This window comes from Pseudomonas brassicae (assembly GCF_010671725.1).
Taxonomy (GTDB): domain Bacteria; phylum Pseudomonadota; class Gammaproteobacteria; order Pseudomonadales; family Pseudomonadaceae; genus Aquipseudomonas; species Aquipseudomonas brassicae.
Window position 1 is genome coordinate 1 of the sequence record NZ_JAAHBU010000094.1, and the last position, 11,466, is coordinate 11,466.

General features: G+C 65.4%; 15 protein-coding genes and 2 pseudogenes. 10 read left to right on the forward strand and 7 right to left on the reverse strand.

Features of this window, described 5'->3' with window-relative positions; translation table 11 throughout:
• The first annotated feature begins 164 nt into the window (after positions 1-164).
• The 10 genes from G3436_RS07780 (at position 165) to G3436_RS07825 (ending at position 4,928) form a co-directional block, all read left to right on the forward strand.
• A complete protein-coding gene (locus G3436_RS07780) occupies positions 165-584 on the forward strand; it encodes a hypothetical protein (RefSeq protein WP_178116365.1) in 420 nt (139 codons plus the stop codon).
• Positions 574-786 carry a hypothetical protein gene (locus tag G3436_RS07785; RefSeq protein ID WP_163943233.1) on the forward strand — a complete coding sequence of 71 codons (213 nt, stop codon included), beginning with the start codon at positions 574-576 and terminating at the stop codon, positions 784-786. Before G3436_RS07780 ends, G3436_RS07785 begins: the two co-directional genes overlap by 11 nt.
• The gene (locus tag G3436_RS07790; RefSeq protein WP_163943236.1) at positions 786-1,112 is read left to right on the forward strand and encodes a hypothetical protein; all 327 of its coding nucleotides are present in this window, start codon (positions 786-788) and stop codon (positions 1,110-1,112) included. The genes G3436_RS07785 and G3436_RS07790 overlap by 1 nt, the downstream gene beginning before the upstream one ends.
• Positions 1,109-1,465: a hypothetical protein gene (locus tag G3436_RS07795; protein WP_163943239.1), complete on the forward strand. Its 357-nt coding sequence runs from the start codon at positions 1,109-1,111 to the stop codon at positions 1,463-1,465. The genes G3436_RS07790 and G3436_RS07795 overlap by 4 nt, the downstream gene beginning before the upstream one ends.
• Positions 1,462-2,013, forward strand: coding sequence for a hypothetical protein (locus G3436_RS07800; RefSeq protein ID WP_163943243.1), 552 nt, complete (start codon positions 1,462-1,464; stop codon positions 2,011-2,013). Before G3436_RS07795 ends, G3436_RS07800 begins: the two co-directional genes overlap by 4 nt.
• Complete coding sequence (locus G3436_RS07805; protein ID WP_163943246.1) at positions 2,010-2,927, forward strand: sel1 repeat family protein; 918 nt, start codon at positions 2,010-2,012, stop codon at positions 2,925-2,927. The genes G3436_RS07800 and G3436_RS07805 overlap by 4 nt, the downstream gene beginning before the upstream one ends.
• Positions 2,918-3,622 (forward strand): hypothetical protein, encoded by a 705-nt coding sequence (locus G3436_RS07810; RefSeq protein ID WP_163943249.1) that lies wholly within the window; start codon positions 2,918-2,920, stop codon positions 3,620-3,622. Before G3436_RS07805 ends, G3436_RS07810 begins: the two co-directional genes overlap by 10 nt.
• Before the next feature lie 431 nt (positions 3,623-4,053).
• Positions 4,054-4,317, forward strand: coding sequence for a hypothetical protein (locus G3436_RS07815; protein ID WP_163943252.1), 264 nt, complete (start codon positions 4,054-4,056; stop codon positions 4,315-4,317).
• Positions 4,305-4,478, forward strand: a complete 174-nt coding sequence (locus G3436_RS07820) for a hypothetical protein (RefSeq protein WP_163943255.1) — start codon at positions 4,305-4,307, stop codon at positions 4,476-4,478. The genes G3436_RS07815 and G3436_RS07820 overlap by 13 nt, the downstream gene beginning before the upstream one ends.
• 72 nt (positions 4,479-4,550) lie before the next feature.
• Complete coding sequence (locus G3436_RS07825) at positions 4,551-4,928, forward strand: helicase (protein WP_163943258.1); 378 nt, start codon at positions 4,551-4,553, stop codon at positions 4,926-4,928.
• A gap of 22 nt (positions 4,929-4,950) precedes the next feature.
• Here the strand turns inward: G3436_RS07825 and G3436_RS07830 are convergent, their stop codons facing one another.
• The 7 genes and pseudogenes from G3436_RS07830 to exbB all read right to left on the reverse strand — a co-directional run.
• Positions 4,951-6,351, reverse strand: coding sequence for an HDOD domain-containing protein (locus G3436_RS07830; RefSeq protein ID WP_163943261.1), 1,401 nt, complete (start codon positions 6,349-6,351; stop codon positions 4,951-4,953).
• A complete protein-coding gene (gene recG / locus G3436_RS07835) occupies positions 6,344-8,218 on the reverse strand; it encodes an ATP-dependent DNA helicase RecG (protein ID WP_420801186.1) in 1,875 nt (624 codons plus the stop codon). Before recG ends, G3436_RS07830 begins: the two co-directional genes overlap by 8 nt.
• Positions 8,148-8,504: pseudogene (locus G3436_RS28805) on the reverse strand (ATP-dependent DNA helicase RecG); the annotation flags it as partial. The gene recG and the pseudogene G3436_RS28805, both read right to left, overlap by 71 nt.
• A 9-nt stretch (positions 8,505-8,513) precedes the next feature.
• Positions 8,514-9,434, reverse strand: coding sequence for a hydrogen peroxide-inducible genes activator (locus G3436_RS07840; protein ID WP_163943265.1), 921 nt, complete (start codon positions 9,432-9,434; stop codon positions 8,514-8,516).
• Positions 9,435-9,527: 93 nt separating this feature from the next.
• A complete protein-coding gene (locus tag G3436_RS07845; protein ID WP_163943267.1) occupies positions 9,528-10,271 on the reverse strand; it encodes an energy transducer TonB in 744 nt (247 codons plus the stop codon).
• Positions 10,268-10,691, reverse strand: a pseudogene (gene exbD / locus G3436_RS07850) (TonB system transport protein ExbD). The gene G3436_RS07845 and the pseudogene exbD overlap by 4 nt, the downstream one beginning before the upstream one ends.
• A 3-nt stretch (positions 10,692-10,694) precedes the next feature.
• A partial coding sequence (exbB, locus tag G3436_RS07855; protein WP_163943270.1) for a tonB-system energizer ExbB occupies positions 10,695-11,466 on the reverse strand: 772 nt, incomplete at its 5' end.

The window sequence follows — 11,466 nt, forward strand, 5'->3', positions numbered from 1 at the left end:
CTGACCCTGTGGGAGCTGGCTTGCCAGCGAAGGGCGCGCCGCTTTGTGTTGCCGTGCCCTGCGCTTGTGACTAGCATACGCCGCCGCCCACACCGCGCGGCGGTGTTCCAGGGAGGGAGCGGCATGATCCACTCATCACGTATCGACGCTGTCGGCTCGCGCCCGTGATCTGTACGCCCCCCTACCGCGTCTACCTGTGGCTGCCCTGGGTCTGCCTGGTCTCGCTGCTGGGCCTGGAGGCCTACTGGTACGGCCTGCAACTGACCCCTTTCGAACAGTTCGTGCAGATCCAATTGCTTGGCTTCGGCGTGCTCGGCTACCCCTTGTTCGCGCTGTGGGCCAGCCGCCGATTGCACCTGGCACCCAGCCGCCTGTGGTGGGCACCGGTATTGTGCATCCCGTTCTACGCGCTGCCCTGGGTGCTGTATGGCCTGGTCTATCTGCTGATGGGGCGCATCGCCGGGCTGGGCCTGATGCTGATGTGGCTGGCCTTTGTCCCGTACCTGCTGGGCGCAGGCTATTTTTTCGTCCTCCTCGTCGCGCTGCTGCTGGCCGCGCAAAGGCGCCTGTGCAATGGACCTTGAACTGAAGAATTACCTGGCAGGCCTGGCCGACAGCAACCTGTTCGGCAGCCTGGCGATCCTGTGCCTGCTGGCGCTGCTGCTGAACCTCAGCGAACCTCGGCGCAACACCCTGTGGGTGCGCGTGCTCACACTCGCCTGCCTGCTTGGCGTGGTGCTGCTGCACGGGGTGGGTACGTACTACATGAATATCCAGGTGCCGTGATGAAGGTGTGCATCGGCTTGCTGGTAGTGGCCGCGCTGACTATCGGGCTGGCGACGCCTCTGCCTGGCAACCTGTTCATGCTGCTGATGGACCGTGACAACTTCATCCCGGCCCAGTCCTCGCTGTTCACCTTCGCGCCCTATCAGGTGTCCCAGGGTTCCTCGAACTACTGGCTGTACGGCGAGGACGACCGCTACTACTACCACTTCACCTACGCGCCGGCCCATCCCTACCGCTACATCGCCAAGGACAATCAGTGCCCGGCGTTCGACCGGGATGATGTGCGCAGCTGGTGCAATGCGTTGCAAGGAACGCCGTTCCGATGAACCGACAACTGTTGATCAACATCCCCCTGCATGTGCTGGCGATCGCGCTGTACGGGGTGCTCAACGACATCGCCGTGGACTGGTACAAGGGCCATTACGGCGGTTTCACCGCCCGTGGCGTGGCCTCCGGGAGCATCGTGTTCCTGGTGATGTGGGTGTTCGTGCCGCTTAATGTGGTGCTGCCCATGTTGACCAACTGGAAGCTCAAGTACTGGCTGGTGGCGGCGCAGGTGGCGCTGATCCTGTGGTGGCTGCTGCCCGAGCACCCGGTGCGGGCGTACTTCTTCAGTTGTCTGGCAGGCGGCCTGAGCCTGGCGGCGGTGCTGGCCTCGCACTGGCTGAGGCGTAAATGAGCAGGCCGACGGTAAAGCAGCAACTGTGGCGCTGGCTGGTCGTGCTTGGCGTCGCGGCGTGGGTCGGCCTGCAGATTCACGCGTTGCTCCAGGCCCCTGGTGGTACGTCGTTCGTCAGCGAGTCGGGCCGCTACCGCTTGCAGAACGTGCCGGTGCGCAGTTGGCTGATACCGTTCGGCGGCATGGGCTACATGCGCGTGACTGATCGCGAGCGCCCTGGCGAAGTGTGGCGCACGCCGCTGTATGACCTGCAGTCACTGGATATGCGCGACTTCGAAGACGAAGGCAGCGTGGGCATTTACTGGATCACCTTCTACAAGGCGGACCGCCATTTCGACATCGCCATGCCTCAATGGGAACCGCACTGGCTGAACAGCTTTATCGCCAATACCGATTACGAGGTCGCCGAAGACCAGGCCCGCTGCCGCAAGCCCGAGCATCTGGTGCGCTATTTCTGGGACCTGTGGCTGTGGCTGGTGTGGATCAGTGACTATCCCTGCATGCAAACCGAGTTCTATATCAATCCGCCCCCGGTGTACCGTCCGTGAAATCGACTGTCCTGATGCTGCTGGCCGGCGTGCTGGCGAGCGCACTCGCGCAGGCCGCGCCGAGCTGCCCGAGCCGTGATTTCAATACCTTCGTCACGGCGTTTGCCGAGGACGCCGAGCTGCAGCAGGCGTTTACTGCGCCCGCGCTGATCGAGCAGGGCCTGCCCGCAGGCCTGCAGCCATTGTCCATGGCGCAGGCGCTGGCGAACGGGCTGGTGCGCGACGTCGTGCTGCCGGACCGGGTGTACCTGCGCGACCTGCGTGGCGAACTGCTCAAGGCGTTCATCTTCGAGCAAGGTGCGTGCTGGACGCTGGCGCGCGTCGAGGACTGGGCACCGACACTTGCCGCCGAGCCGGTGGCTGATGGCGAGCGTGGCCAGCGTGCGCGCCTGCGCGGCAACGCCTACGAGCGCATGGGCCTGGACGCCGACGGCCCACTGGATCAGCAGCTGTTCGTTGCCGCGCTCAACAGCTACCTCGATGCTGCGGCCCAGGGTTCTGCCCGCGGTGCCTACGCTGCAGCGGCCATCAGCCTGTCGGGGATGGCGCCACGCCTGACCAACGCGCGTCTCGAGCACCTGCTGCGCACCTCGGCGGCCACCGTGCCCGAGGCCGCGCTGCTGCTGGCGAACTTCTATTGCGATGAGGGCGATCCTCGACCGCCTGACAACATCTGCCGCCACCCGCACAACGCCTTGAAAGCCCTGCGCCAGGCAGCGGCCCTGGGCTCGGGCGCGGCTTTCAACGAACTGGGCAGCGTGTACGCCCGCGGCGAGATCGCGCCGGCACAACCGGCGCGGTCACTGGCTTGCTACACCGCGGCGGTTGCCCATGGCGCAGAGTGGGCAGACTTCAATGCCCGGCAAATGATCAAACAGGGCGCACGCGCCGACGAGGCCCAACCATGCCTGTAGCACAGCACTGGCGCGAGTGTCTGCACGACCCGACGCTCACCCCGCCCGCCCCCTGGCTGAGCTTTCCCGAACTCGACCCGAGCGGCCTGGGCAGCCTGCAGGGCGACTTCGAACACTACTGGCAGTTTTGCTGGTGGCCGTTCTGGAGCCGCCTGGCCAAGCCCCGGCAGCAGGTGTACCTGCTGCGCAATGCGGCGCCCGCCGCGTGGGTCGAGTACCTGGCCCACATCGAGGCGCACGGGCAGCCGGCCGCCGAGATCGCAGCGCTGCCCGAGCACTGGCGTGCCGACAGCCCGGTCACCAGCCGCCAGTTGCGGCGCTGGGTGCTGCCGGTGCTGGTGCACCTGTTTGCGGTGGCCGCCTACGTGGCGCTCAACGGTACGCTGGTTGGCTGGTACAAGCAGTACGCCGGCGGCCTGACCTCGCGCGGGGTGTCGATAGGGCTGGGCATGTACCTGGTGTTCTGGTTCTTCTGCGCAATGAACCTGTTGATTGCCTTGCTGCCACGGGTGTGGGGCAAGGTGCAGGCCACGGTGTTCATGGTGGCGATCATCGGCTTCTACCTGATGCCGGACCATCCACTGCGGGCACTGTTCTACACCGCGCTCTCAGGCGGCGTGAGCCTGCTGGCCATCGGTGTCGATGCGCAGTTGCAACGCTACTTCCTCAACCTCACGCTCAAGGGCTCGAAATGAAGCATACCCGCCACGCCATCGCCTTCGCTTGTCACTCTCGCTGGGTGGTATGGCGACGGCTGCGCCGCTCACCGAAAAAACCTCGAAGGGGCGGGCGGCACCAGGTTGCTGTTCTCGGACTGGAGCGTGGAAGAGAACGGCTGGCACACGGTGCAATGGCAGCGGGCAGATGGCCAGGGTTTCACCTTGTACTCGCACGAGTTCGCACGTGATGCGCTCGATGGCGACCCATCAGCGGTATCGCCCGACGGCCGCTTGGTGATGCTCCACCGCCTGCGCCAGTCCGGGCGGCAGTTCACCCCGCCAACCCTGCGCTGCGACATGGTGTCGATGGAGACGGCTGCGTACTGGCGACGCGGCTGGGTGAATACTGCATCGGCAGTTGGGACAACGGCACCTGGCAGGTCGACTACAAGGGCCCCTGGCCGACCGTGCTGCAAACCCTGAAGCCTGCGAAGGTGGCGGGCCTGCTGCAGGACAGCGAGAACCGCGAGATACCCAGGCGTCACGCCGTACTGGCCGAAGAGGTGTACATGGGCCTGGACTCCTATATGGCCTGCCACCCCGCGAAGGACAACGTGCCCGGCTACAACGACATGGGCTACCTGATCGGCGACGACTGGTATCCGGCCCTGGTGCTGCGCATCTATCGCGCCATCGAACCCTTCGCCGAAGGCGTCGGGTGCTGCAACTGAACATTGCCGACATCCTCTGGGCGTTCGGCAACTCGCGCGAAGCGGGCCAGTACTACGCGCGTTACCAACAGCAGATGCGCGAGTCCGGCGCGGCGCAGAAAATCCCGTCGCGGGTACAGTTGCGCCTGGACGCAATGCCCGCAGCCGCCGAGGAAAAATAGAGACGGCTGTAGCCTTTGGTCGCGAAAAAGCTAAACTGCGCAACTCAGTCACTTTTTCGCCTAGGGATACGTATGAAGTTTCGCTTTTTGCTCTGGGCCATGGGCCTGCTGATGGCCAGGGCCAGCCGCAACAACCCGGCCTTCCAGCAACAGTTGCAGGACAAGGACCTGGTGTTCCAGCTGCAGACCCTCGACGGCAGGGTCGCCCGGCACTTCATCGTGAAGAACCTGCGTATCACCAGCAAGCGCGGCACCCATGCCGAGCCTGCGTTTGCGATTGCCTTCAAGGACGCAGCCTATGGTTTTGCCACGCTGCAGGCCAAGAACAAGCAACTGGCGTTCATGCAGGGCATTCAGGACAAGTCGATCCAGATCAAGGGCAACCCGGCGCTGGTGATCTGGTTCCAGGGCCTGATGAAGTACCTCAAGCCGAAGAAAAACAAGGCCTGAGCGCAGCGCTCAGGCCCGTCGATCAATGCGCGGTGAACTGCGAGGCCAGTTCACGCAGCAGCGATTCGGCCTCCAGCACCTTGTTCACCACATCTTCGGCCTTCTCGCGGCTGATGTTCAGGCGCTCGAGCAGCTCGTCGGGCAGGGTTTCGTCCGGCCCCGAGCCGATGCCGCGCGCACGCAGCAGACGGACCGCCACGCAGACCAGATTGGGGAAAGCGCTGTAGTCGCCCGCGTAGTGCGGGTCGTGCTGGAAGCGCAAGGCGGTGGCCAGCTCTTCGGGCATGTCCCAGAAGCGCATCAGCCAGGCGCCGATCTGCTCGCGGCTGATGCCCAGCAGGTGCTGCTCGACATAGCTGTGGCACAGGTGCGGGTTGACCTCCAGGTGCCGGCAGATCAGCGAGAAGTGCGGCGGGAACACGTGCGCCAGCAACAGGTAGCCGAAGTTGTGCAGCAGCCCGGCGAGGTAGGTCAGGCCCGACTCCGGGCGTTCGGCGCGCGGCATGGCACGGGTCAGGCCTTCGATCACGGCAGCGGTGTAGATCGACTGCTGCCAGTACGGCGTGGTCTGCTGCGGGTGGTCCTTGGGCAGGCTCAGGGTCTTGCCCAGCGCCAGGCCCAGGGCCAGGTTGATCACCAGGTCAAAGCCCAGCACGCGCACGATGGCGTCTTCCACCGAGCGGATCTTGCCCGGCGAGGCGTAGTACGGCGAGGCGGCCCAACTGACCACCTGGGCGGCCAGCGCGGGGTCGGTTTCGACCACGCCGGTGATGTCGTCGATGGTGGCGTTGGGGTCGACCCGCAGCTTGATGATCTTTTGCGCGGTTTCGGCCAGTGGCGGAATCTCGATGGTCGATTCCAGGCGCTGCTGGATACGCCGCGCAGTGAAGGCCTGGACGGCCAGGGTGATCTCTTTGCTGTCATCGGCCGGGCGGTCGAGGTTGGGCTGGATCTCGCTGAGCAGCACGCCGAAGCGCCCGGCACTGGCCTTGTGCAGCATCTGCTTGAAGTCGTCGCTCTGGATTTCCAGCAGCAGGCCAGGGTGCCCGGAATGGATCAGCAGCGCCGGCTGCTTGAGCAGGCGCTCTTCATAGAGGCAGGGTGAGCTGGTCAGCGCCGGGATCGCGGGCAGGATCGTCAGGCCATGCTTCTTCAGCATCTGATCAAGGCGTTCGAGCGGTACCGCCGTCAGCTTGCGCCCGGTCATTTCGGTCAGGTGGCTGAGGTCCAGCAGCTGGTTCTGCGGGAACAGCACCATCAGCGCGCCGACCTCGTCGTCGAGCAGCACGGCCTGAACCTTGGCCTCGGACGGCAGCTGCGGGTGGTCGAGCACCTCGCGGTAGGCGATGCCCACCTTGTCGAGCAGCAGCCGGATGACAGACGGTGCGTGGGGGGTTGCGGTGTCCAGAGCAACTTCAGTCATGGTCTGTATCCAGTATTTTTTCAGCGGCAAGTATAGCCGGCTTGGTGGGGGCGGCCCGTGTCGACATGGGAGCTACGTCACACCTGGCCATATTGCTGGCCATGGCGCAGCCAGCGATCGAGCAACGGGCGACGTGGTCCGGCCAGCGTGCGATCAGGGCCTGGGCGGCATCGCGTACAGCCGGCAGCAGGTCGGCGTCGCGCATCAGGTCGGCCACCTTGAACTGCAGCAGGCCGGTCTGGCGGGTGCCGAGCATTTCGCCCGGGCCACGCAGTTGCAGGTCTTTCTCAGCGATGACGAAGCCGTCGTTGGTTTCACGCATGATACCCAGGCGCTCGCGGCCGATCTGCGACAGCGGCGGATGGTAAAGCAGCACGCAGTGGCTGGCCGCGCTGCCACGGCCTACGCGGCCGCGCAACTGGTGCAGCTGGGCCAGGCCCAGGCGCTCGGGGTTCTCGATGATCATCAGGCTGGCATTGGGTACGTCGACGCCCACTTCGATCACCGTGGTGGCCACCAGCAGTTGCAGGTTGCCCTGCTTGAACTCGGCCATGACCTCAGCCTTTTCGGCAGGCTTCATGCGCCCGTGGATCAGGCCCACGCGCAGCTCGCCGAGGGCGCTGGTGAGTTCCTCGAAGGTGGTTTCGGCGGCCTGGCAGGTGAGCTCTTCGGATTCTTCGATCAGGGTGCACACCCAGTACGCCTGGCGCCCTTCGGCACAGGCCGCACGCACCCGCTCGACCACCTCGATGCGCCGGCTGTCGGCCACCAGCACGGTGTTGACCGGGGTGCGCCCAGGCGGCAGTTCGTCGAGCACCGAGGTGTCGAGGTCGGCGTAGGCGCTCATGGCCAGGGTGCGCGGGATCGGCGTGGCGGTCATGATCAACTGGTGCGGGCACAACTGGCCGCCCACGCCTTTCTGGCGCAGGGCCAGGCGTTGCTGCACGCCGAAGCGGTGCTGCTCGTCGATGATCGCCAGCGCCAGGTTGTGGAATTTCACCTCGTCCTGGAACAGTGCATGGGTGCCGACCACCATCGGCGCGCCCCCGGCGATCTGTTCCAGGGCCGCGGTGCGGGCCTTGCCCTTGAGCTTGCCGGCCAGCCATGCGACTTCGATGCCCAGGGGTTCGAGCCAGCGCTTGAAGGTGACGAAATGCTGTTCGGCAAGAATCTCGGTGGGCGCCATCAGCGCTACCTGGTAGCCGGCCTCCAGGGCCTGCAGTGCGGCCAGGGCGGCGACCACGGTCTTGCCGGCGCCGACGTCGCCCTGTACCAGGCGCAGCATCGGCTCGGGCTGGCTGAGGTCGTAGGCGATCTCGTCGCCGACCCGCTGCTGCGCACCGGTGGGGGCAAAACCCAGGTTGGCCAGGTACTGCGTGGCCAGCCGGCCGGCCTTGGGCAGCGCCGGTGCACGCTGGGCCCGCAGGCTTTCGCGCAGGCGCTGCTGCGACAGCTGGTGGGTCAGCAGCTCTTCGAAGGCCAGGCGGTGCTGGGCCCAGTGGTGACCGACCGCCAGCTCTTCCACGTCGGCATCGGCCGGCGGGTGGTGCAGGTAGCGGATCGCATCGGCCAGCGGGGCCAGCTGGTAATCGCGCGCCAGCTCCAGCGGCAGCCAGTCGGGCAGGCTGCGCGGGCCGAGCATGCCCAGGCTCTGCTGGCTCAGTTGGCGCAGGCGTTGCTGGGTAAGGCCTTCGGTGGTCGGGTAGATCGGCGTCAGGGTGGTGTCCACCGGCGGCGGCTCGTCGCCGCTCAGGGCGCGGTACTCGGGGTGGTAGATCTCCAGGCCCGAGGCACCGGGGGCGCGCTTCGCCGTAGCAGCGCAGGTGGGTGCCGCGCTTGAGCGCTTCTTTCTGGGCGTTGCTGAAATGGTAGAAGCGCAGGCTCAGCGTGCCGGTGCCGTCACCCAGGCGTACCAGCAGGCTGCGGCGTTTGCCCATGGTCACGTCGGTGCCGCTGACCACGCCCTCGATCACGGCATCCTGGCCGGGGCGCAGGGCGCCGATCGGCACCACGCGGGTACGGTCCTGGTAGCGCAGGGGCAGGTGGAACAGTACATCCTGGATATTCTCCAGGCCCACCTTGGCCAATTTCTCGGCCAACGCTTCGCCCACGCCCTTCAGCGCGGTGACCGACACGCTCGACAACTCGGTCATGCCAGCGCCCTACTGCGCCGCAGGTGGCTTGGCCACCGAGCACAGGCGGATCGAGTCGGCGAGGATTTCGATGGCCTTGGGCCGCGGGAAACTTGCGCGCCAGGCGATCGCCACGGTGCGAAAGGGCGCTGGCGGGCTCAATGGGCGCACTTCGATGATGCCTGGCGCGTAATGGTGGCTGTGCACGGCCGACAGCGGCAGGATCGATACGCCCAGGCCGGAGGCGACCATGTGGCGGATGGTTTCCAGCGAGCTGGATTCCACCGTGGTGTGCCTGGCGCCCTCGTTGCCCTTGGTCAGGGTCGGGCAGGCTTCGAGTACCTGGTCGCGGAAGCAGTGGCCCTCGCCGAGCAGCAGCAGGCTCTTGTCGTTGAGCAGGCTGGCGTCGATGGTGGCTTGCTGGGTCCAGGGGTGTTCGCTGGGCATCAGCACGTAGAACGGCTCATCGTACAGCGGCAGGGTCAGCACGTCGGCTTCATTGAACGGCAGGGCAATGATCACTGCGTCCAGCTCACCGTTGCGCAGCTTGTCGCGCAGCACGTGGGTGAAGTTTTCTTCGATGTACAACGGCATCTGCGGGGCGACCCGGTGCAGTTGCGGGATCAGGTGCGGGAACAGGTAGGGGCCGACGGTATAGATGGCGCCGACCTTGAGCGGTGCGGTCAGCTGGTTCTTGCCGGCCTGGGCCAGTTCACGAATGCCCTGGGCCTGCTCCAGCACTTTCTGCGCCTGGGCCACGATGCCTTCACCGACCGGCGTCAGGCGCACCGCGCTCTTGCTGCGCTCGAAGATCAGCACGCCCAGTTCGTCCTCCAGCTTCTTCACGCCTACCGACAGGGTCGGCTGGCTGACGTGACACCGCTCGGCCGCGTGGCCGAAGTGCTGTTCTTGAGCGAGGGTGACGATGTAGCGCAATTCTGTGAGGGTCATAACGTGCGTCCATGAAGTTGCGGCCCCAGCATAGCGGCTGCAATCGATAGACGCACGTTATCAGACTTGCGTGTGCGTGACAGAAACAATGAATCAGCGCTTCTTGTCCAGCGAGTACACGAAGGGTGCGACCACTTCAATACTGCCGTTGTTGAGCAACTCCTGCGGCGGCTTGGGCACGGGCTGAGCCTTGCGGATCATTTCCAGTGTGGCCCGATCCAGTGCCGCGCTGCCTGAACCACCGGCCAGCGAGTACGACAGGATCTTGCCTTCGGCGTCGACCACGAAGCGCAACCGGTTGATGCCTTGCAGGCCACGTCGACGGGCGTCTTCAGGGTAGCGCTTGTACTTGCCCAGGTGACGCAGCAGGTCGCTCTGCCAGGTTGGCAGGGCATTGCTGTTGGCGGCGATGCTCGGCGCCGGTGCGGCCGACTTTTGCGCCGGTGCATTGCTTGGCGGCGAGTCTACGGTTTCCTGGTCGATCGGCTTGTCCTGCGGCGGCTCAGGCTTTTTCTCGGGCTTGGGCGGCTGCGGCTTGGCCTTCGGCTTGGGCGGCGGCTTGGGAATCGCGATCTTGGGTTTGGGCGCCTCTGCCACTTTGGGCAGCGGTGGCTCTTCGACCGGCGTCGGCGGCTGTGGCGGTGCCACGACCTTGGGCGGCGGAGGAGGGGCCGGCTCGGGCATCGGCGCCATTTCGATCATCATGGCCGCAGGCGGCAGTTCGATTGCCTGTGGCACCGACCAGTTGAGCATCAGCACCACGGCAACGGCATGCACGGCCAGCACAATCGCCAGGCTGACGCTGTAGCGCGCCAGTTTATGCCGCGTATTGATCATTTCTTGGCTGCCGTCTCAAGTCCCACCAGGCCGACCTTCAGATAGCCGGCGGCGCGCAGGGTATTCATGACTTCCATCAGGTCGCCGTAATCAACGCCCTTGTCTGCCTGGAAGAAGATCGTGGTGTCTTTGTCGCCCTTGGTCTTGGCATCCAGGACCGCGCCCAGCTGGTCGCGTTGCACCTGGTCGTCGCCGACGTACAGGTGCTGGTCGGCCTTGACGCTGAGGAACACCGGCTTTTCAGGCCGGGGCACCGGTTTGGCGGTCGAGGCGGGCAGTCGACCTTGATGTCGACCGTGGCCAGGGGCGCTGCCACCATGAAGATGATCAGCAGTACCAGCATCACGTCGATGAACGGCGTGACGTTGATTCGTGGTTTTCGGCGAGATCGTCGCCGCCCTCGTTAAGATGCAGGCCCATGGTTTACCCCGCTTTCACCATGTGTGGCGCAGCGGAACGCTCGCCTGGCTGGTGGTCCAGGTCGCGGCTGACCAGCAGCAGGACGTGGGCCGAGGCATCCGAAACCTGCGCCTTGTAACCGGCGATGGAGCGGGCGAAGACGTTGTAGATGACCACGGCCGGGATCGCGGCAACCAGGCCAAGGGCGGTGGCCAGCAGGGCTTCGGCGATACCCGGGGCGACCACGGCGAGGTTGGTGGTCTGGGTCTTGGCGATGCCGATGAAGCTGTTCATGATGCCCCACACGGTGCCGAACAGCCCCACGAACGGTGCTGTGGAACCGATGGTGGCCAGTACCCCGGTGCCGCTGCTCATGGTGCGGCCGCTGGCGGCTACCAGGCGCTCGAGGCGGAAGCTGACGCGCTCCTTGATGCCTTCTTTTTCGCGGGCATTGGCCGACAGGTGCATTTCTTCGAGGGCGTCATGCACCAGCAGGTGTGCCAGGGTGCCGGGTTTGTCGGCAGTTTCGCTGGCGTGCTTGATGCTGGTGGCTTTTTTCAGCTGAGCGATTTCGCCGCGCAGGCGACGCTTGGCGCCCAGCAGCTCGAAGCCTTTGGCGATCCAGATGGTCCAGGTGATCAGCGAGGCGATGGCCAGGCCGATCATGACGATTTTGACCACGATGTCGGCGTTCTGGTACATGCCCCATGGCGACAGGTCATGGGCCATGCCCAGGCTGGTGTCTTCGATCAGGGCTTCGCTGCTTTCGTCGGCCTGGCCTTCGAGCGGTGCGGCG

Excerpts from the sequence above, each read along its gene's own strand:
- G3436_RS07800 (WP_163943243.1), top strand. The coding sequence starts at position 1,462 with ATGAGCAGGCCGACGGTAAAGCAGCAACTGTGGCGCTGGCTGGTCGTG.
- G3436_RS07795 (WP_163943239.1), top strand. The coding sequence starts at position 1,109 with ATGAACCGACAACTGTTGATCAACATCCCCCTGCATGTGCTGGCGATC.
- G3436_RS07830 (WP_163943261.1), bottom strand. The coding sequence starts at position 6,351 with ATGACTGAAGTTGCTCTGGACACCGCAACCCCCCACGCACCGTCTGTC.
- G3436_RS07840 (WP_163943265.1), bottom strand. The coding sequence starts at position 9,434 with ATGACCCTCACAGAATTGCGCTACATCGTCACCCTCGCTCAAGAACAG.
- G3436_RS07810 (WP_163943249.1), top strand. The coding sequence starts at position 2,918 with ATGCCTGTAGCACAGCACTGGCGCGAGTGTCTGCACGACCCGACGCTC.
- G3436_RS07845 (WP_163943267.1), bottom strand. The coding sequence starts at position 10,271 with ATGATCAATACGCGGCATAAACTGGCGCGCTACAGCGTCAGCCTGGCG.
- G3436_RS07785 (WP_163943233.1), top strand. The coding sequence starts at position 574 with ATGGACCTTGAACTGAAGAATTACCTGGCAGGCCTGGCCGACAGCAAC.
- G3436_RS07825 (WP_163943258.1), top strand. The coding sequence starts at position 4,551 with ATGAAGTTTCGCTTTTTGCTCTGGGCCATGGGCCTGCTGATGGCCAGG.
- G3436_RS07790 (WP_163943236.1), top strand. The coding sequence starts at position 786 with ATGAAGGTGTGCATCGGCTTGCTGGTAGTGGCCGCGCTGACTATCGGG.